Source organism: Chloroflexota bacterium (assembly GCA_020850535.1).
Lineage (GTDB): Bacteria > Chloroflexota > UBA6077 > UBA6077 > JACCZL01 > JADZEM01.
In genome coordinates this window covers 55,432-75,736 of record JADZEM010000022.1, presented here as the reverse complement: position 1 = coordinate 75,736, position 20,305 = coordinate 55,432, and the positions used below count along the sequence as shown (strand labels likewise).

Genomic DNA, 20,305 nt, shown 5'->3' with positions numbered 1-20,305 from the left:
TCAACATACGATTGCACTGGTAGCAGCATCAGGGCGATCGCATGTTCGTTGGTGTACCCGAAGCATCATGGAACGGGCGGTCGGGGGTTGAAACCCCCGCCTACAGTCATTCCGTCGCTGCGCGACGGCCGCCGGGCACGGCAGGAACTGGTGCGACTGGAGCGTCGCGCAGCGACTGCAGGAGGGTAGGCGGGGCTTTCAAGCCCCGACGCGGCGGCACGACGACATCAACATGCAATCGCCCTGGCCTGTGGTGCGATATGCTGTACGTGTGTGAACCCGTCGAGTACGTTGCCATGCTGGATGTGACGGGTGTGTCATCCCGACCCCATTCGGCAAGCTCAGGGCAAGCTACGCGAGGAACGAGCGGAACGGAGGGATCTTCCTCGCAGGGGTGTCCAGGGGAAGATCCCTCGACTGCGCTCGCACGCACGCTCCGCTCGGGATGACGGGTACGACGCCGCCTTCTGCGTGGTGGAGTACTAGCCAGAACGGTCGGCTGCAGCGCGTGGGCGTGCTGACCATGGCTGCGACGAGGCTGCTGTGGCCTTGTCCCTGCTCATGGTTCCAGACGATGATGAACCAGTGACCGAGGAAGACCTTGCCGCCATCCGCGAAGGATGCGAAGCCTTCGCGCGGGGGGGAGTCGCGACGAACGATGACCTGAAGCGCCGACTCGGTTGGTGAGTCGCGCGCTTCGCTGGTCCGCGCATCTTCGACGCGGTGACCGCTTACGCCGCCAGCGGACAGGGTGATGTTGTCAAGCTTTCAGGGAGCAATGGAGTCTACCGCTTGCGCGTTGGTGACTGGCGCGTTCTCTTCTCGTTCGAGGCCGGCGGGTTCGTCGTCCTGGCGCTGCGAGTGTTGAATCGCCGCGACGCATATCGGTGATTGCGTGGCTTGCGTGCTACAAGACGGGTCAGCCGGCGACGTTCGGCAGCAGCGCCCCTGGCCCATCGTCGGGGGCTGACGCGGCAACCGCCGGAGCCGTGCCGTTCGTGCCCGACTTGAACTGCTCCTCGTAGAGGCGGGTATAGAGGCCGCCGCGCGCCAGCAGTTCGGGGTGCGTGCCCTGCTCCACCAGCCGCCCACGGTCCAGCACCAGGATCAGGTCCGCCGCCAGGATCGTGCTCAGCCGGTGAGCGATCACCAGGCTGGTGCGTCCCGCCATCAGCGGGGTCAGGGCGGCCTGGATCAGCGCCTCCGAGCGCGAGTCCAGCGACGACGTTGCCTCGTCCAGCAGGAGGATGCGCGGGTCTTTCAGCAGGACGCGGGCGATCGCCAGCCGCTGCTTCTCGCCGCCGGAGAGCCGGTAGCCCCGCTCGCCGACCATCGTCTCGTACCCCTCGGGCAGGCCGCTGATGAACTCGTGGATGTTGGCGGCCTTGCACGCCGCCTCGATCTCGGCGCTGGTGGCGTCTGGCCGGGCGTAGAGCAGGTTGTCGTTGACGGTGGCGTGGAAGAGGTACGTCTCCTGGGTCACGATGCCGATCTGCGAGCGCAGCCAGTGCAGGCTCAGGTCGCGCACGTCGTGGCCGTCTACCCGCACCGTGCCATCGGTCGGATCGTAGAAGCGCGGCACCAGATAGGTGACCGTCGTCTTGCCAGCACCGCTCGGCCCGACCAGCGCCACCAGCTGGCCCGGCTTCGCCACAAAGGAGACGCCGTCCAGGGCCAGCCGGTCCTCGACGTACCCGAACGAGACACCCTCGAACGCGATCTCTCCGCGTGCTGGCGGCGGCGTCAAGGCCCGGGCCGGCTCCTGAATGTCCGGCGTGCGATCCAGGTAGTTGAACAGCCGCTCGAAGAGGGCCAGCGAGGACATCACGTCCACGTGGACGTTCGCCAGCTCGCTGACGGGGCCGTACAACTGCCGCAGGTACGCCACGAACGCCACCACGGTGCCGATGCTGATCTCGCCCTGGATCACCAGCCAGCCGCCGTAGAGGTACACCAACGCCGGCCCGACCGACTGGAACAACCCGATCACCATGAAGAACCAGCGCCCCACCATTCGCTGGCGGATCTCCAGCTCGCGGAGGTCGGCGCTCTGCTTGCGGAAGCGCTCGGCCTCGTAGCCCTCCCGCGCGAACGCCTTCATCAGCAGCGTGCCGCTTATCGAGAGCGTCTCGGCCATCACCGCCGCGAGGCCGCCCTGATGCTCGGCCGTCTGGCGTCGCAGCTGCTGGCGGATCCGGCCGACGCGCCGTGTCGGCAGGATGAAGAACGGCAGCATCACCAGCGAGAGCAGCGCCAACTGCCAGTTCAGCCCGAAGATCACCACCGCCACCGACACCAGCGAGACGACATTCGTGATGACGTTCACGATGGTGTTCGTGACGACACCCTCGATGCCGCCAACGTCGTTGGTGACCCGCGACATCAGCTCGCCGGTCTTGCTCTCCGTGAAGAAGCGCAACGACTGCTTCTGGAGGTGGTGGTACAGCTCGTTCCGCAGATCGAACATCACGCCCTGGCCGATCCGCACGTTGATCGAGAACTGGGCCACGCCGACCAGCCGCGCCGCCAGCCCGGCCAGGATCGAGCCGCCGACCGCCCCGGCCAGCAGCCACAGATCACGCGAAGGCAGCGCTACGTCGATGATCTCGCGGACCATCAGCGGCGGCACGAGGTTGAGGGCGGCGCTGGCCGCGATGCACAGCAAGATCAGCAGCCAGCTTCCGAGGTACGGGCGGAAGTAGCGGACGACGCGCGGCAAGATCGCCGAGACCGGCCCGGCCGGCCTGTTCTTCGCGTCGTACCGGATACGCCCGAGGCCCGAGACCCCGTCTGCCGCCATCCGGCCGCCCATGCGTCCACTCATCTTGAACACTATACCCACGGCCCACGCGCGAGCGTCTGCCAGCCTGAGATGGGCTCTCGTCCGGTACGTGCGGGTCACAAAGCTGTTTCATCTGCCGGGACTTCAGGCCGCTCTGGATACCGTTTAAGCGTCCCCGGTGGTCATACTTGTGCGTTGTCTCTAAAGTATCACTGCCCGGAGAAGGTCCGTAGCGAGGAGGCGTCGTCTCATGGCGAAGTCTCGCATATTTCAGTCCAATGCGTGAAACGACCGTTCTATGAGCCACCCCGATCGATTCCACGACCCTGCACCTGAGCGCGGCTTGTCAGATGAAGCCCAGCGTCTGGTTATCGCTCAACTCGAGCGGAGGCTTGAGGCCGAACGGCTGATCGCGTCGATCGCCGCGCAGTTCGTCTCGGCCCCCGGTGACAGCCTCGATGAAGCCATCGATCTGACGCTTCAGCGGCTTGGGGAATTCTCACAAGCAGATCGCACCTATGTGTTTCAGCTCACCTCGGACTACAGCCAGGCCACGAACACGCACGAATGGTGCGCCGCTGGCGTCGAGCCGCAAATCCACAACCTGCAATCCGTGCCGCTTGAAGAGTTTCGCTGGTTCATGGGCCGGCTCCACGCGTTCCAGCCTGTCTCCCTGACATCGATGTCTGAATTGTCGGACGACGCCGTGGCTGAGCGGTTGATGTTCGAAGCGCAGAGCATCCAATCGATTGTTTGTGTGCCGATGGTGGTGCGGGGCATGCTCCTTGGCTTCCTCGGCTTCGACGCGGTCCGCCAACCGAAAGCGTGGCAGAGCGAGGACATCGGGCTGTTGCAGATGGTCGCTCAGCTCATCGCCGCCTCGCTGGAGCGCGAGCGGATCGTCGCGAGCGAACGGTCCCTGGCGCGCCTCGAAGGCGTGCTCCTGGCGGCGCGAACGGCCCAGCACGAGCTGAACAACCAACTGGCTATCGTGATCGGCTATGCCGAGGCCGTCGCGGATGACCCACGCCTGCCGGCCTGGTTTCGCCCTGCGCTGGCCGACATCTTGAGTGGGGCTGAGGCCGCCGTGGGCATTGTCGGTCGCCTGCGCCGCATCACGCATGTCGTCGAAGTGGATCGTGGAGCGCCGGACGGGCCTGTGCTCGACCTCGACGCCCCGCCGCACGCCTCGTCCTGAGCCGCGCCAGAGGCCACCGCTTTCGTTACCTACCCGTTAGCCCACCGTTGACAGATCGTTAATAGCTCGGTGGCACACTGTTCGATACGGCCAGCGGGGCCGTGTGCTCGTTTTCAGCCGCCGGGCCCCTGCGCCGGCGCCACGGTTCAGGTGATCGCCCTTGCACATGCCGGTGGCCTTGCCACGACGACTCACCCGTTTGCCGGCCCCCAACCGCTGGGTCTGGCTGACCGCCGTGGCGCTGCTTGCCGTCCTGGGCGTGATCGGGTATCAGCGCTGGTCGACCCCGACCGTGGCGCCAGCCACCGGGCAGCAGGTGGCCGTCCGGCGCGGGACCATCACCCAGACGGTCTCCACGAGCGGCACGACCGTCTCCACGCGACAGGTCAAGCTGAACTTCGCGGCCGGCGGGCGGATCAAAGAGGTGTACGCCAAGCTCGGCGACCGGATGACGGTCGGCCAGCCGATCGCGGCGCTCGATCCGGCGCCGTTTGAGGTGAAGGTTGAGTCGGCCCAGTCGTCGGTGCGGCAGGCCCAGATCAAGGTGCAGCAACTGCGCGACGGCGCAACTCCCGAGGAGATCGCGGCGGTCCAGGCGTCGTTTGAGGCGGCGCAGGTCAAGTACCAGGAGGTCACCAACGGCCCCACGCCGGCCGAGCTCCAGGCGGCCCAGTCGTCGCTCGACTCGGCCCTGGCGAACCAGACCTCCGCGCAGGCCAAACTCGACGCGCTGATGGCCGGCCCTCGCGCCGACGAGATCGTGGCGGCGCAAAGCTCAGTGGAGTCGGCGCGGGTCTCGCTGGACTCGGCTGAGGCGAAGCTGGCCGAGCTGAAGGCCGGCCCGAAGAAGGATGAGCTGGTGGCGGCCGAGGGCAGCGTGGCCCAGGCCCGCGAGAGCCTCGCCAGCGCCGAGGCGAAGCTGGATCTGCTCACCAAGGGCGGCACCGGCGCCGATCTGGCCGCCGCCCAGGCGAGCGTCGTGTCGGCGCAGACCGGGTTGGAGAGCGCCCAGAAGAAGCTGGACGATCTGAAGAAGGGTTCGGATCAGTCGGCCATTCGCAGCGCCCGCGCCAACCTCGAAAGCTCGAAGGCCAGCGTCAAGAGCGCCGAGGCCAAGGTCAAGGCGAACGACGACGCCGAGGAGCCGAACAAGCCGTCGAGCGCCCAGAAGAAGGCCGATCAGGCTTCGTTGGAGGCGGCCCGCCTGCGCGTCAAGGCCTCCGAGGCCGAGCTGGCCGAGGTGCTGGCCGGCCCGAAGCCGGGCGAGATGGCGGCGGCCGAAGGGTCCGTCGACCAGGCCAGGGCGAACCTCCAGTCCGCCGTCGCCAAGCTGAATCAGCTCCGCAACCCGGACCAGCGCGACGTGATCCAGGCGCGCGCGACCGTCGAGAGTGCGCGCTCCTCGCTGCGGTCCGCCGAGGCCAAGCTGGAGGTGCTCAAGGCCGGCCCGACCCAGGCCGAGCTGGTGGCGGCGCAGGGGGCGGTGGACAGCGCCCGCAAGAGCTACGAGTCCGCCCAGACCAAGATCGAGCAGTTGATGGGTGGCGCGCTGGAGACCGACATCCGTACCGCTCGGGCGTCGCTGGAGTCGGCGCGCTCCGGGGTGACCAGCGCCCGCGCGAAGCTGGCCGAGCTGACGGCCGGCGCGAAGCCGTCCGAGATCCAGAGCGCCCAGTCCTCGCTGGCATCGGCCCAGGCGAACCTCGCCAATGCCACCCACGGCGTGAAGGAGACCGATCTCCTCGTCGCCATGGAGCAGGTCAAGGTGGCCGAGCTGAACTTGAAGCAGGCACAGCTCGATCTGAAGGACTCGATCTTGCTCTCGCCGATTGACGGCGTGGTGGCGGGCATCAACGGCAACCCGGGCGAGGTGGTCGGCTCCGGCGCGACGAACCAGACCACGACGACGACCTCAACGTCGATCTTCGTGACGCTGGTCGATCCGTCAGCGGTGCGGGTTGACGCCAACGTCGACGAGGTGGACGTGGCCAAGCTCTCGGTCGGGAAGCCGGCCGAGGTCACCTTCGACGCGCTGCCGGATCGGCGGTTCCGAGGGCAGGTGGCGGCCGTCGCGCCGAGCGGCAACAGCAGCTCCGGCGTGGTGACCTACCCCATCGCGATCAACCTGCAGATCCCGCAGGACGTGACGCTCCCGAGCGGCCTGACCGCCAGCGTCCAGATCACCATCAACCGCAAGACCGATGTGCTGGTGGTGCCGACGCGCGCGGTACGCCGTCAGGGCCGCGATCAGACGATCGAGGTGGTGGCCCCAGGTGGCAACCAGATGAAGCAGGTGCAGGTCGGCATGACCAACGACCAGCAGACTGAGATCGTGGATGGCCTGGCCGATGGCGATGTCGTGGTGGTGCCGGGGACTGGCACCGCTCCGGTCCGCACGGGTGGCGGCGGTGGCGGCTTCGGGGCCGGTGGCATCCCAGGTGGCGGTGGCGGCGCGCCAGCCGCGAAGCCGGGCGGTCGCTGAGGCCGGGGCGGACCGATGTTACGGCTGCGCGGCATCACCAAGCTGTACATCATGGGGGATGTTGAGGTGCATGCCCTGCGCGGCGTCGATCTCGACATCCTCGACGGCGAGCTGATCGCGATCATGGGGCCGTCTGGGTCGGGCAAGTCCACCATGATGAACATCCTCGGCTGCCTGGACACCCCCACGACCGGCACCTACGCCCTGGATGACCAGGAGGTCAGCACGCTCGGGGACGACGACCTGGCGCGGGTCCGCAATCGGAAGATCGGGTTTGTGTTCCAGAGCTTCAACCTGCTGGCCCGGATGCCGGCCATCGAGCAGGTCGAGCTGCCGCTGGTCTACGCCGGCGTGAAGGACCGCCGCACGAAGGCGATGGCCGCGCTGGAGGCCGTCGGGCTGGCAGATCGCGCGCACCACAAGCCGTCAGAGCTGTCCGGCGGCCAGCAGCAGCGCGTCGCCATCGCGCGGGCGCTGGTGACCAGCCCCCGCATCATCATGGCCGACGAGCCGACGGGCGCGCTGGACAGCAAGACCAGCATCGAGATCATGGGGATCTTTCAGCGGCTCAACCGCGAGCAAGGCATCACGGTCATCTTCGTGACGCACGAGGCGGACATCGCGGCGCACACCAACCGGGTGATCAACATCCGGGACGGGCTGATCGTGAGCGACGAGCCACGCGAGGCCGTCGTGGCCGTTCCACATGATGTGGCCGCGCCAGCGGCTCCCACAGTGTCGGCGGTGCTGGCATGAGCGTACGGGAGGCGCGATGGGCCTGCTAGAGTCCGTGCGCGTCGCCCTCGGAGCGCTCAACGCCAACAAGCTCCGGACCGTCCTCACCATGCTCGGCATGATCATCGGCGTGTGCGCCGTCATCTCGCTGATGTCCATCGGGCAGGGGGCGCAGGCGCAGGTCACCAACCAGATCCGGGGCATGGGCACCAACCTCCTGTTCATCCGGCCCGGCTCGACGCAGTCCACCGGCGTGCGCTCGGCGGCTGGCAGCGCCGCGACGCTCACCATCGACGACGCCGACGCCATCGCGCGGGAGATCGCCGAGGTCGCCGGCGTCGCGCCCGAACAGGGCAGCGGCGGCCAGTTGATCGCCAATGGGGTCAACACCAACACCCGCGTGGTCGGGACCACCCCGGACTATGCTGACGTTCGCAACTTCAAGGTGGCGAACGGTGAGTTCCTCAGCCGGGAGAACATGGAGGGACGCTCGACGGTCGTGGTGCTCGGCGCGAACGTCGCGAAGACCCTGTTCGGCGAGGATGACCCGGTCGGGCAGTCCGTCCGCATGAGCTTCAACAACCGCGCTGCCTCCACCTTCCGCGTGATCGGGCTGATGGAGGCGAAGGGCGGCACCAACATGGGGAACCAGGACGATCAGGTCTTCGTGCCGATCACCACCATGCAGGCCCGCTTGCTGGCCTCCCGTAACGCGCGCGGGGCCGTCAACGTCAGCGTCATCAACGTCCAGGTCGGCGACGAGAAGGCGATGAAGGATGCCGTCGCCGCCATCGGCGAGCTGCTGCGCGAGCGGCACCGCGTGGTGGAAGACGACTTCTCGATCCAGAGCCAGGAAGACTTCCTGGCGACCTTCAGCCAGATCACCCAGACTTTCACGATCCTGCTCGGCTCGATTGCCGGCATCTCGCTAGTGGTGGGCGGCATCGGCATCATGAACATCATGCTGGTCTCGGTGACGGAGCGGACCCGCGAGATCGGCATCCGCAAGGCCGTCGGCGCGCGGCGCAAAGACATCCTCTCGCAGTTCCTCGTCGAGTCCGTCATGGTCAGCGTGCTCGGCGGGGCGGTCGGCGTGGTGCTCGGCTGGGGGATCTCCAAGCTGATCGCCGGCTTGCCGATGCCGGGCGTCAGCAACGGCCAGGCGTTGCAGACGGTGGTCACGCCGGAGTCGGTCCTGCTAGCGTTTGGGGTGTCAGCCGCTGTCGGCATCTTCTTCGGGATCTATCCAGCCTCGCGCGCGGCACAGCTTCACCCGATCCAGGCATTGCGGTATGAGTGAGGCGGGGGGTGAGATGACATGAGCGGGTCCACGATCCTGGTGGTGGACGACGAGCGCAACATCGTCCAACTGGCTCGCCTCTACCTTCGCAACGAGGGGTACAACGTCGAGACGGCCGCCAACGGCAAAGAGGCGTTGGAGAAGGTCCGCCAGACCTCCCCGAGCCTGATTTTGCTCGACCTGATGATGCCGGTGATGGACGGCTGGGAAGTCTGTAAGCAGCTACGCAAGACCAGCGACATCCCGATCATCATGCTGACGGCCCGCGACGACGACGTGGACAAGGTGGTTGGGCTGGAGCTGGGCGCGGACGACTACGTGACCAAGCCGTTCAACCCGCGCGAGCTGGTGGCCCGCGTCAAGGCCGTGCTGCGCCGCACCGAGCGCGGCAACGAGCCGACCCGCGTCATCCGCTTCGAGGATCTGACCATCGACCTCGACCGGCGCGAGTTCCGGATCGGGGATCGGCTGGTCGATCTGCGGCCGAAGGAGTTCGACCTGCTGGCGACCATCTCCGCCAGCCCCGGCGTGGTCTTCGACCGCGAGCGGCTGCTGCAAGTCGCCTGGGGCTACGACTACGGCGGCGACTCGCGGACGGTCGATGTGCACGTGACGTGGCTGCGGGAGAAGCTGGCCTCCTCCCAGGCCCGCATTCAGACGGTCTGGAGCGTCGGCTACAAGCTCGTCTCCGCCGATCAGCTTCCGACGAGGGCAGCCGGTGGCCGCAACAAGACCCAGGCCTGAGATGCCGCCCGTCCCGAACCCGCCGGCCTCGGGCGCGCGGCCCCGGCCGTCCGGCTTCGACGAGCTGCCGACGACCCGCATGTCGGCGGTCACCGCCGAGCGCGCGCCGGCCACCTCCTGGCTCGACAGTCTGCGGCCCGGCCGGTCGCTGCGGGCGCGGCTCATCCTGGCGTTCGCGGCCATCATCTTCCTGACGCTGGTGCTCGTCGGCATCGGGTTCGTGTTCATCATTCGCCAGTACCAGGAGCAGCGCGAGCTGTTGCGCCTCGGAACGCTGATCGGCCCGATCCTCGGGCAGTCGCGGCAGGTCGAGCAGCAGGGCCGCACGCTGGAGGATGCCCGCGACTTCCTGGACCGGCAGGCCGACGAGCTGGACGTGCGCCTCGTGCTGGCCCGCCCGAACGGCGTCATCCTCTACGACAGCGACGACCTGCTGGTGAACCATCGCATCGATGTGGTGGCTGCCGATCAGCTCAGCCCGTTGCAGCGCGTCCGGCTGGTTACCGCGCCGGGCGTCGACGACCGCAATCTGCGGTTTATCTATCTGCAACCTGGCGGGAACCCTGACCGGCCCCTGCCCCGTCCGGGCGGCCCGAACGGCCCGATCCTGGCGATCATCCACGAGCCGCCGACCGTTGCCAGCGTCCTCAGCGAGATGGCCCCCCGCCTGCTGCTGGCGGCGCTCGTCTCGTTGTCGGCGTCCATCGTGGTGGCCTGGCTGCTGGCTGCGTCGATCGCGCGCCCGCTGGCCCGGATGACGCGCGCCGCCGAAGACATGAGCCACGGCCGGTACGACCACGAGATCGACGTGCGCGGCGACGACGAGGTCGGGCGGCTCGCCGTGGCGTTCAACGCGATGGTCCGTGAGGTCGCTCGCTCGCAGCGGACCCTGCGCGACTTTGTCGCGAACGTCTCCCACGACCTGCGGACGCCGTTGACATCGATACAGGGCTTCTCCCAGGCGATGGTCGACGGCGCGCTCCGAACGCCCGAGGACTACGCCGAGGCCGGCCGTGTCATCAACGAAGAGGCCGAACGGATGCGCCGCCTCGTGGAAGACCTGCTTGAGTTGAGCAAGATCGAATCGGGACAGGTGCACCTGGAGCCTGGCCCCTGCGAGCTTGAGGTGCTGGCGCATCAGACCGTCGAGCGTGCCGAGCGGCGCATCGCGGAGCACGGCGTTACGCTGACGCTGGCGCTTGATGCCACGCCCATCGTGCGGGCGGATGGCCGGTGGGTCGAGCGGGCAGTGGACAACCTGTTGGACAACGCCCTCAAGCACACGCCGGCCGGCGGCACGATCACGCTCGCCATCGGCACGATGGCCGTCCCGCCCGGCTCACGGGTCGTGTCGTTGGTGGGCCGGCACAGCGGCGAGTTCGGCTACATCGCCGTGCACAACACCGGCTCATTTATCCCGCCGGGGGATCAGCCGCGCGTCTTCGAGCGGTTCTACCAGGTAGACAAGGCGCGCTCCACCTCCGGATCGGGCAGCGGGCTGGGCCTCGCCATCGCCCAGGAGATCGTGCAGGCGCATGGCGGCTGGATTCACGTCCAGAGCTCGCTGGCTGGCGGGACGGAGTTCGCCGTTATGCTGCCGCTGCTTGACCGGGGGTCCGGCCGTACAGTAGGATCGCTGCGACCTGAGCGGGAAATCGCGTCCTAAAATGGGTGGTTTGCGCGGAGGATGGTGCGTGACGGGCGACCAGTTCGCTCGTTTTCGTGTACGTGGGGTCATGTACTCCATGCACAGGCGCCCGGGGGACCGCACCAACTACTCTCGATCTTGGAGAATCTCATTCGCACCCTGACGCTCACGTCCGCGTGGCGCCTCTACCTGCTCCTCGTCGGGCTCCTGGCCGCTCTTCTGGCGCCGGGGCTCTCACCGGCCGTACTCGCTGCCGACACCGGCACGGTTGCCGGGATCGTCGTGGTGGAGTCGGGGAGCGGTCCGAAGCCCGTCGCCAACGCCGAGGTGCGCCTGACGTTCGGCTCTAAGTCGGACTCGCGGAAGACCGGTGCGGACGGGAAATACAGCTTCGCCGGGCTGCTGCCTGGGAAGTACGTCGTCAAGGTGACGCCCCCGGACGGCCTGAAGACGAAGGGGGACGGAACCATCTCCGTCACCCTGGACGCGGGCGACACTGAGCGGGCCGACTTTGGCCTGATCGCCCCGGCCACACCGACACCTGCCGCCGCCCCGAAGACGCCCTCGCCGGCCGCCACGCCGAAGCCGGGGACGGCCCAGGGCAGCGCAGCGGCAGCGGCCGCCGCGGCTGCCGTTCAGGGCGCTCCCGCGTCGCTGCTGGTCCCGGGCGCCACACCTTCGGCAGTCGCGTCGGGAACGCCGTCGAGCGGGACGCAGGCCCGGGCAAACGGCTCGGTGCTGGCCCCAGGCGTGGCGAACCCGAATCTGAGCGCGTCGCCTGCGCCGTTCCTCTTCGGGACGCCCTCGCTGGTGGTTGCCGCGGCCTCGCCCACGCCCGACCTCCTGGCCGTGGGCACACGCACGCCCACGGCCGGCGACGAGACGCTGGCGGCCGGCCCGCCGCGCCGCCTGATCACCAGCTTCGAGGCGTTGCGGCAGACCGCCGGCGGTACGTCCACGTCACAGCTCAAGAGCTGGGCGACCGATACGTCGCTGGTGCTCGGCGTGCCGTTCCGCACCCAGATCGACGGCACGTCGTTCTCGCTGGTGAACTGTGGGCCGGCCTCGCTGACGATGGTGCTGATGGCGTTCGGGATGGATGTCGATCCGCCGTCCGTTCGCGACTACCTCAACCACCTTGTCGGCAACTTCGACACCGAGCAGGGCACCAGCCTCTACGTCCTGGCGCGCATCGCCCGTGAGGCCGGCCTGACGACCTTTGGCACCTCGGCCGGCTTGCAGGGCTGGACCGTCGAAGCGGTCCGCGAGCAGGTCCGCGCGGGGCACCCGGTCATCACGCTGACCAAGTACCGGTTCCTGCCTGGGCACTTCGGCTCGGTGACGGACTTCGACCACTACATCGTGATCACTGGGCTGGCTGGCGAGGACTTCGTCTACAACGACGCCGCCTACTCCACGGAGTATGGCTACAACCTGCTCATCAGCCCCTCGCAGCTTGAGCGGGCGTGGGCCGCCAGCTCGGTTCCGCGCCACGCGGTCGCCGTCGGATTCGGGGACAGCCTCAAGCCGCTGCCGATCGTGCCGCGCCGGCTGACGGCCGAGAGCCTCGCCGCTACCGCGCCCGTGGACGACGTGCAGGCCGCCGCTCCTGCTGCGCCGGTGCGCGTCAATCGTGGCGCTGCCGCCGAGTGGCTGCGCGAGCAGATGTTGGACAAGCTCGGGGCGCGGACGGCTATCGGGCTGGACATCCCGCCCGCCGAGCTGACGGCTCCGCGTACCCGCCTGACGCCGGCCGATCTGCCCCCGGCGGCGCAGGCCATCGAGGAGCACCCATCGGGCGCGCCGGTAGCCGACGCTGCCATCGCAGACCGTGACGCGGACGCCGTCGCCGACGCGCGTGGCAGCGCTCAGGACGCTGACCGCGCGGCGCTCGCTCCGTCCGCGGCGCAGGATGGTGCGTCAGCGGAGCCGCAGGGTGCAAGACTGGCGCTCTGGCTCAGCCCCGTCGGCCTGGGGCTGATGGGCTTCGGCGTGATGCTGGCGGCGGTCGGCCGGGGGACCACCCGGCGACCGGGCTGGGCGCGCGTGCCGGCCGTGATCCGCCGCCGACTGCGCCGGCGGTAGCCCGTCGGGTGCCGGGACGGCCTTCACGCCCGGAAGGCCCTCACCCCCCGGACCCCCGGTAGCGGCCCTCACCCCCGACCTTCCGGCAGCGGCCCTCACCCCCCGACCCCCGGCAACGGCCCTCACCCCCCAACCCCCTCTCCCTGTGCGCGGGAGAGGGGGAGTCAGATCAGATGTCGCGGGTCTGGGGTTGTGCTCGCATCACGTTGGCCTTGGAACGCTGTAGTTCAGCGCGGATCAGCGCAAGCACACCTGCAATGTCACCCAGGACGTCGGTGGCAACGATCCGCATCACCGTGTACCCGGCGCCTTCAAGCTGCGCCTGACGAGCTTCGTCGTACTCCCGCTGTTGTTCGTGGACACCGCCATCGACCTCGATGACGAGTCCCACCTCCGCGCAGAAGAAATCAACGACGAAGGGGCCGATTGGCTGCTGCCGTCGGAACCGCGCGCCATCCAGCGTCCGGCCACGCAGATGCGTCCACAGAAGTGCTTCACTCGGGGTAGCTTCGCGGCGTAGCTCTCTGGCCCGCCCGGTCGTCCACACTCGCCGGGTCGGACTCACTGGCAGTTCAGCCCTGTCCGTGTCGTTCATGCGGTGATTCGCTTCGGTCCCACAATCTGTGAGGGGCGCTCAGAGTGTCCAATGGGTTGTTCCACAACTCCCCCTCTCCCGCGCACAGGGAGAGGGGGTCGGGGGGTGAGGGCCGCTGTCGGAAGGTCGGGGGGTGAGGGCCGTTACCGGGGGTCGGGGGGTGAGGGCCGCTGTCGGAAGGTCGGGGGGTGAGGGCCGCTGCCGGAAGGTCGGAGGGTGAGGGCCGTTGTCGGAAGGTCGGAGGGTAAGGGCTTCCCTCATTTCGCCGACTACCCCCGGCGCTTGAGCCAGCGCCAGCCGGCCCCCACCACCAGCCCGAGCGCCAGCAGCAACCCGAACTGCGTGTGCAGCTTCGCGGCCTGCCGCACGGAAGGCGCAAGCTCCAGCGGCGTCTGCCCTCTGACTACCGTCTTGCTGACCGTCAGCGCGGCAGGGGCGCTCAGGAGCGCCAGCAGGGCCGCACGCGGCAGCACGCGCAGCCAGACGCTCGCGATCAGCGCCGCGTACGCCCCCCAGAGCAAGGCCAGCATCTCCGCCTTGCCCCACCACGGCCCGACGATGGTCGCCAGCGTCTTCTTGCCCAGGGCGCGGTCGTCGTCAAGGTCTCGGAGGTTGTTGGCATGGAGGATCGAGGCCACCAGACAGCCGACCGGCAACGAGGCCGTAAGTGCGACGCCCCAGCCCGCCACGCGGTGTACCAGAAACCCGCCGACCACCATCATCGGCCCCATCAGGACGAAGACGTTCAGCTCGCCGAGGCCACGATAGGCCAGCTTCAGCGGCGGCGCGGTGTAGCCGTAGGCCAGCGGCACGCCGACCAGCCCCAGCAGGAGAATCGGCCAGCCGGCCATGCCGGCCAGTGCAAACCCGGCCAGCCCGCCCAGCACGAAGAACGTCACCCCGCCGGCCAGCACCGCGCCCGGCGAGAGCCAGCCTTCCTGGATCACCCGGCTCGGGCCGAGCGAACCGGAGTGGTCCGCACCCAGCTGGTGATCGAAGTAGTCGTTCGTCAGGTTGACGCCAGCCTGGAGCGCCATGCCGCCGCCCAGGCACAGCAGAAACGCCACCGGTGAGAACCCACCGACGACGAGGGCGCAGGCCCCGCCGACCAGGACCGGGATGATGCTGGCCGTGAACGAGAACGGACGGATCGCGCGGTACCAGATGACCGGCAGGCTCGGGCGGGGCGCCCCCACAGCAACCCCGCTGGCATTGAAGACCGGCCCGCCCGTCGTGGGCGCGGCCGGTCCGTTGGAGGCAGGCTCGGGCGGTGGGGCCGACCCGTTTGCAGTCGTCACGTCCGACAGTCTAGCGGCCAGTGCCGCCCTGAGCCAGGATCTGCCGAGCATTCTGGGCAACGCTCAGGTCGACCACGCTTGGGATGTCGATAGGCGAACGAACGACGCCCTGCTGCACGAAGAACTCCTGCAGCTTCTGGAAGTCCTCGATGTGGACCGCGCCGTCTGGATCGTGGAAGGGCACCCGCGCGATGGCGATGGTGCTGGCCTCGACACGGGTCGCCTTCTCCAGGATGGCGATGTTGGCCGGATCGCGATAGCCCTGGCCGCCGAGATCCCGCGCGCCGCGCAGGTAGGCCGCCACGAACCGCTCGACTGCCGGGCGGTTCTGCTCCAGGAACGCCGTCCGGAAGTAGACCGCCGTCACCTGGATGTCGTCCACGAAGTCCTCGGTGAGCCGTACGATGGCGCCGGCCAATTCGGCGCGGGTCACGTCCGGCTCGCCGATCAGCGCGCCGTCAATCGAGCCGTTCGCCAGGGCCACGGCGGCGTCCTGGAACGACATCACCACCACGTCGATGTCGGCCGGGGTCAGGCCGCCGGTCGCCAGCGCCGCGTACAGCCAGTACTCGACCGCCGAGCCCTTCGAGTTGATCGCCACCCGCCGCCCCTTCAACTCGGCCACCGAGCGGACGGTCCCATCGTCGTACAGGGCCTTGCGGACTACCAGCGGCGTGGCGACCGGCGGCTTCTCGCTGTGGAGCGGGGCCACCAGCCGCACGTCGAGCGCGCCCTGCGACACGGCGTTCATCTGGGCCGGCCCGAAGCCGCCCGCCGACGCGTCGATGTCGCCGGAGGCGAACGCCGCGATGATCTCGCTGGCCTGCCAGAGCGTCGTCATCTCGAAGTCGATGCCGGCCTGCTCGAAGTAGCCCTTCTGCTGGGCGATGAACAGCGGGGCCGAGATGAAGATCGGCAGGACCGCCATCTTGATCTTGAGCGGCGTCTGCGCCGCGACCAGCGGCGAGAGCGTCCTGACTGGCAGGCTTGTGGCGAGCACGGGCGCGGCAATGGCAACGCCGGTGGCGGCAAGCATGCGCTTGAGGGCCGAGCGCCGCGACAGGTGGGACTGGCCGGCGGACGAGGGAAGGGCAGTCATCCGACAACTCCACTGCTGGGGATTGTGGGGCGGGGGATTCACGAGGAAGGGGACAAAAACGGCCACGGTGAGCGATCATCAAGAACGCCACAACCTAGTATGCCGGAAAACCGACTCGCCAGTCGGTTTCCGCGTCCGGAGTCAGCCGTGCCGGCTCGCCAGGATCGTGCGGTCACCCGTCAGGAGCGCATTCTCGATGCTGCGCTCGACGTCTTTGCCGAGCAGGGCTACCAGCAGGCGACCGTCGATGACATCGCCTCCTCGGCCCAGACCTCCAAGGGCGGGATCTACTTTCACTTCCCGGGCAAGGATGCCATCTTCCTGGCCTTGCTGGACCGCTCGGCGAAACAGCTGCTGGCGCGGGTGGGGGAGCGTGTCGCCCGCGAGTCCGACCCGATCCGCAAGGTGGATGCGGCCCTGCTGACGCTGGCCCAGACCTTCGGGGCGCACCGCTCGCTGGCGCGGCTGTTCCTGGTCGAGGCGCGCGGGGCCGGCCCGCGCTTCCACGCCCAGCTCGCGGAGGTCCAGACCCGGTTTGTCCTGTTCCTGCAGCAGCAGCTCCAGGAGGCGGTCAGCCAGGGGCGGGTGTCGCCGTTCGATGTGGAAGTTGCCAGTCAGGCGTGGTTTGGTGCGCTCAACCAGGTGGTGATCGGCTGGGCGCTGGCCGAGCGGCCCCGTCCGCTGGAGGAGATGTACCCGCACCTGCGGGCGCTGCTGCTGCGGAGCATCGGCCTCGACGACCACGCGGTCTGATCGTGCGGACGCACCAACCCCCGGCGAGGCTGCACGATGCGCCCACGATGCAATTACCCCGGCGAGGCTCGCACAACGGAGACGGCAGGACGCGCTGCACCGGTACAATACGTTCTGGGGCGTTCCAGGGCCTCCCCTCTTGCCCGTTCGTGAACGCCGCACGCCGGCACCTCCCCGCCGGCGCGAGTTGTTGCGCTCCCGCCACCGCCGAGAGGCGCCCGAACAGGGAAAAGGGGCTTATCAGGAATGTCAGGTAGACCACAGTCAACAGGCAGACCGCACGGTGCTGGACACGGAGGCTCGTCGCAGGGCGGCGCTCCCGTTCGACGCCAGTTCGTCAAATACACGTTCTTCAAGGTCGCGACGGCCTGGCGGGGCCTGTCCGCCGCCGAGCGCGGGTCGATCAATCAGGAAGTCGTCACCATCCTCGAAACGTTTGCCGCGAAGATGCTCGTCCGGATCTACTCGACGGTCGGGACGCGCGGCGACTGCGACCTGATGCTCTGGACCGTCAGCGACCGCCTGGAGGACTTCCAGGAGCTGACTGCGCAGCTCTTCGGCTCGCGCATGGGCGTCTACCTGGAGATGCCGTACTCCTACCTCGCCATGACGCGGCGCTCCCAGTACATCGACAACCACACCCACGAGGGCCAGGAGGGCGCGCGCCTCAAGGTGCAGCCCGGCGGCGCGAAGTACCTGTTCGTCTACCCGTTCGTGAAGACGCGCGCCTGGTACCTGCTCCCGCTGGAGGAGCGGCAGACGATCATGGACGTCCATATCGCCGTCGGCCACGACTTCCCGAGCGTCCGCATCAACACCGCGTACTCGTTCGGGCTGGACGACCAGGAGTTCGTGGTCGCGTTCGAGAGCGACTCGCCGTCCGACTTCCTGGATCTGGTCATGCACCTGCGCGAGACGCAGTCCAGCATGTACACGCTGCGTGACACGCCGATCTTCACCTGCATCTCGATGTCGGCGCCGGCCGCCCTCGAGGCGTTGGCTGCCAGCACGTCTGTCTCAGCTACCCCGGCCGAGGCCCAGCTTGCGGGAGCACCGTCGTGACATCTCGTACGCTGAAGATGGCGCTGCTCGGACTCGCCGCCTCAACGCTCGTGCTTGGCGCCTGCGCTGCCCCGCCGCCGGCCGCCCCGGCTGCTTCCGCGAAGGAAGAGAAGCCGGCCGCTGCCGCCGCTTCCGGCGGCGGCGCGGCGGTTGCTGGTGACGCGAACGCCGGCAAGGACTTGTTCGTCCGCAAGGGGTGCATCGCCTGCCACGTCGCGCAGGGCGTCCAGGGGGCGACGGGCACCATCGGCCCGAACCTGAACGGCATCGGCGACATGGCCAAGCGGCCGAAGCTGGCGGATGGCGCGTCGAACTCGCCGGAGCACGTCCGCGAGTGGATCAAGGATCCGCAGAAGCTGAAGCCCGGCACGATGATGCCGAACCTCCAGTTGACCGACAAGGAAGCAGACGACCTGACGGCGCTGCTGATGACGCTCAAGTAGGCGTCGGGGAGGCACCCGCATGGCGATCACAGCACTCAAAGAGTGGGCCGTTGCCGTCAAGGCGCTCCGCGAGGGGCGTCAGGTGCTGCTGGTCCGCAAGGGCGGCATCAGCGAGGAGACGCGCCACTTCCGCATCAGCGCCGAGCGCTTCCTGCTCTTCCCCACCCGCGAGCACCAGCGCGCCGATCTGCTCCAGCCCGCGTTCCAGGACGATCTGGCGGCCGTCCTGGCCGCGCCGAGCGATCCGAGCGTCGTGCGCTTCGACACCTGGGGCGAGATGACCGACCTCTGGGAGATCACCGAGCCGGCCCAGGTCGAGGCGTTGGCCCCGTTCTACTGCTTCTCGACGGGCTACGCCGAGGAGCGGCTGCGCTGGAAGCCCCGGCATCCGCTGCTGGTGATGGCGGTGCGCGCCTACCGGCTGGACACCCCGCTGACCCTGCCGATGCGGAAGGAGTTTGGCGGCTGCAAGTCCTGGCTGACCCTGGACGACGATCTGGCGGTCGGCGGCCTGACGGCAGCCCTGGACGACGCCACCTACGCCGAGCAGATCGCAGCCGTCCGGGCCGCGCTGGAGCGGGCGACGCCCGCCGCCGTCTGATTCACGAGGTCGAGGTCGCGCCCAGCCCCGAGACCGGTGGCTGGGCGTGGGTTTCGTGCTGGCTCGCTCTCAACCGTGGAGAGGGTGGAGGCAGCGGATGAGGGAAAGTTGCAGATGCGATACCGCAAGCTCGCCGATACCGACGTCACCCTGAGCGAAGTCGGCTTTGGCGTCTGGACCGTCTCCGCCGGCTGGTGGGGGGACTTCTCCGACGACCAGGCCGCCGACCTGCTGCGGCGGGCGCTTGACCTGGGCGTCACCTTCTTCGATACCGGCGATACCTACGGCAACGGTCGCGGCGAGACGGTCATGGCGAAGGCCTTCGGGGGCCAGCGCGACAAGATCGTCATCGGCACCAAGTTTGGCTACGACTTCTACTCCGACCCAGACCAGCGCCGGGGCCAGCGCGAGCGCCCGCACGACTGGTCGCCGAAGTTCATCCGGTTTGCCCTGGAGCAGAGCCTCAAGCGGCTGGAGACGGACTATATCGACCTCTGGATGCTCCACAACCCGCGTCTGGACGCCATTCAGAAGGACGACGTCTTCGCACTGCTGGAAGACCTGAAGGCCCAGGGCAAGATCCGGGCGTACGGCGCATCGCTGGGGCCGGCCATTGGCGGCACCGAGCACGGCGACGACGTGCTGAAGGCGCGCAACATGGACGCGCTCCAGATCATCTACAACCTCTTGGAGCAGGATCCTGGCCGCCGCTTCCTGCCGGTGGCGCGCGAGAAGAACGTCGGCCTCCTGGTACGCGTGCCGCACTCCTCGGGGATGCTGGAGGGCAAGTACACGCCCGAGACGACGTTCCCGAAGAACGACCACCGCAACCACCGCCCGCGCTCGTGGCTGATCGAGGGGCTGCAGAAGGTCGAGACGCTGAAGTTCCTCCACGAGGGCCGCAATATGACGCTGGGGCAGGCGGCGCTGAAGTGGGTGTTGGCCGACCCGATCATCACCTCGGCCCAGCCGAACATCTACAACGTCGAGCAGCTCGAAGAGTTCGCGGCGGCCCCAGACCTGCCGGACCTGACGGCGGCCGAGCTGGTTCGGGTGGCGGAGCTGTACGCGCGCAACTTCGACGTGCAGCCCGTCGCCGTCTGACCGTCGACGCCGGGCAGGCCCTCACCCCGCTTCCGCACGCAGGCTGAGGGCGGATAGGTTCCGGCTGACGTGTACCGCAACCCCATGTACTGCGTGCAAGATGCACTCTCATCCTGAGCTTGCGAAGGATCTCTCCTGCTGGGCGCCAACTGTCGCGTCAGCGGGTGAGATCCTTCGCTTTGCTCGCAGGCCCGCTCTGCTCAGGATGACATGAGGAGTCGAGCGCGGCATGCTGCGTCCGTGACGTGTCGTGACGTGACGTGTCGTGTCGTGTCGTGTCGTGTCGTGTCGTTGCAGGTGTTCCTCCCCCTCTCCCGCGCACCGGCCCGGTGGCCCGACTGGGCTGGGGGGTGAGGGCCTTTCCCGCCGATGCAGG

17 protein-coding genes are annotated in these 20,305 nt (G+C 68.3%); 13 read left to right on the top strand and 4 right to left on the bottom strand.

Features of this window, described 5'->3' with window-relative positions:
- Window positions 1-711: 711 nt before the first annotated feature.
- Window positions 712-891, top strand: a complete 180-nt coding sequence (locus IT306_04265) for a type II toxin-antitoxin system RelE/ParE family toxin (GenBank protein ID MCC7367612.1) — start codon at window positions 712-714, stop codon at window positions 889-891.
- A gap of 28 nt (window positions 892-919) precedes the next feature.
- Here the strand turns inward: IT306_04265 and IT306_04260 are convergent, their stop codons facing one another.
- Window positions 920-2,824: an ABC transporter ATP-binding protein gene (locus IT306_04260; GenBank protein ID MCC7367611.1), complete on the bottom strand. Its 1,905-nt coding sequence runs from the start codon at window positions 2,822-2,824 to the stop codon at window positions 920-922.
- 256 nt (window positions 2,825-3,080) lie between these two features.
- On the opposite strand from IT306_04260, the gene IT306_04255 reads away from it, so the two are divergent.
- From IT306_04255 to IT306_04225, 7 genes are all read left to right on the top strand, one after another.
- A complete protein-coding gene (locus tag IT306_04255) occupies window positions 3,081-3,980 on the top strand; it encodes a GAF domain-containing protein (GenBank protein MCC7367610.1) in 900 nt (299 codons plus the stop codon).
- 178 nt (window positions 3,981-4,158) lie between these two features.
- Window positions 4,159-6,462 carry an efflux RND transporter periplasmic adaptor subunit gene (locus IT306_04250; GenBank protein MCC7367609.1) on the top strand — a complete coding sequence of 768 codons (2,304 nt, stop codon included), beginning with the start codon at window positions 4,159-4,161 and terminating at the stop codon, window positions 6,460-6,462.
- Between the two features lie 15 nt (window positions 6,463-6,477).
- Window positions 6,478-7,218, top strand: coding sequence for an ABC transporter ATP-binding protein (locus tag IT306_04245; protein ID MCC7367608.1), 741 nt, complete (start codon window positions 6,478-6,480; stop codon window positions 7,216-7,218).
- Between the two features lie 16 nt (window positions 7,219-7,234).
- On the top strand, window positions 7,235-8,497 hold the full coding sequence (locus IT306_04240; GenBank protein MCC7367607.1) for an ABC transporter permease: 1,263 nt from the start codon (window positions 7,235-7,237) through the stop codon (window positions 8,495-8,497).
- Window positions 8,498-8,515: 18 nt separating this feature from the next.
- Window positions 8,516-9,241, top strand: coding sequence for a response regulator transcription factor (locus IT306_04235; protein MCC7367606.1), 726 nt, complete (start codon window positions 8,516-8,518; stop codon window positions 9,239-9,241).
- A complete protein-coding gene (locus IT306_04230; GenBank protein ID MCC7367605.1) occupies window positions 9,216-10,907 on the top strand; it encodes a HAMP domain-containing histidine kinase in 1,692 nt (563 codons plus the stop codon). Before IT306_04235 ends, IT306_04230 begins: the two co-directional genes overlap by 26 nt.
- Before the next feature lie 120 nt (window positions 10,908-11,027).
- Window positions 11,028-12,974, top strand: a complete 1,947-nt coding sequence (locus tag IT306_04225; protein ID MCC7367604.1) for a C39 family peptidase — start codon at window positions 11,028-11,030, stop codon at window positions 12,972-12,974.
- 169 nt (window positions 12,975-13,143) lie between these two features.
- Here the strand turns inward: IT306_04225 and IT306_04220 are convergent, their stop codons facing one another.
- The 3 genes from IT306_04220 to IT306_04210 form a co-directional block, all read right to left on the bottom strand.
- Window positions 13,144-13,569, bottom strand: coding sequence for an endonuclease domain-containing protein (locus IT306_04220; GenBank protein ID MCC7367603.1), 426 nt, complete (start codon window positions 13,567-13,569; stop codon window positions 13,144-13,146).
- Between the two features lie 269 nt (window positions 13,570-13,838).
- Window positions 13,839-14,867, bottom strand: coding sequence for a 1,4-dihydroxy-2-naphthoate octaprenyltransferase (gene menA / locus IT306_04215; GenBank protein MCC7367602.1), 1,029 nt, complete (start codon window positions 14,865-14,867; stop codon window positions 13,839-13,841).
- A 10-nt stretch (window positions 14,868-14,877) separates the two neighbouring features.
- Window positions 14,878-15,966, bottom strand: a complete 1,089-nt coding sequence (locus tag IT306_04210) for an ABC transporter substrate-binding protein (GenBank protein ID MCC7367601.1) — start codon at window positions 15,964-15,966, stop codon at window positions 14,878-14,880.
- A 99-nt stretch (window positions 15,967-16,065) separates the two neighbouring features.
- Here IT306_04210 and IT306_04205 point away from each other — a divergent pair, with 99 nt between their 5' ends.
- The 5 genes from IT306_04205 to IT306_04185 all read left to right on the top strand — a co-directional run bounded on the left by IT306_04205 (window position 16,066) and on the right by IT306_04185 (window position 19,929).
- Entirely contained in the window at window positions 16,066-16,719 is a 654-nt protein-coding gene (locus IT306_04205; protein ID MCC7367600.1) for a TetR/AcrR family transcriptional regulator, read from the top strand.
- Window positions 16,720-16,965: 246 nt separating this feature from the next.
- Entirely contained in the window at window positions 16,966-17,781 is an 816-nt protein-coding gene (locus tag IT306_04200) for a chlorite dismutase family protein (protein ID MCC7367599.1), read from the top strand.
- Entirely contained in the window at window positions 17,778-18,224 is a 447-nt protein-coding gene (locus tag IT306_04195; protein ID MCC7367598.1) for a c-type cytochrome, read from the top strand. Before IT306_04200 ends, IT306_04195 begins: the two co-directional genes overlap by 4 nt.
- Window positions 18,225-18,243: 19 nt before the next feature.
- Window positions 18,244-18,825, top strand: a complete 582-nt coding sequence (locus tag IT306_04190) for a DUF1802 family protein (GenBank protein ID MCC7367597.1) — start codon at window positions 18,244-18,246, stop codon at window positions 18,823-18,825.
- Window positions 18,826-18,939: 114 nt separating this feature from the next.
- Complete coding sequence (locus tag IT306_04185; GenBank protein MCC7367596.1) at window positions 18,940-19,929, top strand: aldo/keto reductase; 990 nt, start codon at window positions 18,940-18,942, stop codon at window positions 19,927-19,929.
- Window positions 19,930-20,305 lie beyond the last annotated feature (376 nt).

Excerpts from the sequence above, each read along its gene's own strand:
- IT306_04235 (MCC7367606.1), top strand. The coding sequence starts at position 8,516 with ATGAGCGGGTCCACGATCCTGGTGGTGGACGACGAGCGCAACATCGTC.
- IT306_04185 (MCC7367596.1), top strand. The coding sequence starts at position 18,940 with ATGCGATACCGCAAGCTCGCCGATACCGACGTCACCCTGAGCGAAGTC.
- IT306_04210 (MCC7367601.1), bottom strand. The coding sequence starts at position 15,966 with ATGACTGCCCTTCCCTCGTCCGCCGGCCAGTCCCACCTGTCGCGGCGC.
- IT306_04220 (MCC7367603.1), bottom strand. The coding sequence starts at position 13,569 with ATGAACGACACGGACAGGGCTGAACTGCCAGTGAGTCCGACCCGGCGA.
- IT306_04240 (MCC7367607.1), top strand. The coding sequence starts at position 7,235 with ATGGGCCTGCTAGAGTCCGTGCGCGTCGCCCTCGGAGCGCTCAACGCC.
- IT306_04245 (MCC7367608.1), top strand. The coding sequence starts at position 6,478 with ATGTTACGGCTGCGCGGCATCACCAAGCTGTACATCATGGGGGATGTT.
- IT306_04255 (MCC7367610.1), top strand. The coding sequence starts at position 3,081 with ATGAGCCACCCCGATCGATTCCACGACCCTGCACCTGAGCGCGGCTTG.
- IT306_04200 (MCC7367599.1), top strand. The coding sequence starts at position 16,966 with ATGTCAGGTAGACCACAGTCAACAGGCAGACCGCACGGTGCTGGACAC.
- IT306_04260 (MCC7367611.1), bottom strand. The coding sequence starts at position 2,824 with ATGAGTGGACGCATGGGCGGCCGGATGGCGGCAGACGGGGTCTCGGGC.
- IT306_04205 (MCC7367600.1), top strand. The coding sequence starts at position 16,066 with ATGCCGGAAAACCGACTCGCCAGTCGGTTTCCGCGTCCGGAGTCAGCC.
- IT306_04190 (MCC7367597.1), top strand. The coding sequence starts at position 18,244 with ATGGCGATCACAGCACTCAAAGAGTGGGCCGTTGCCGTCAAGGCGCTC.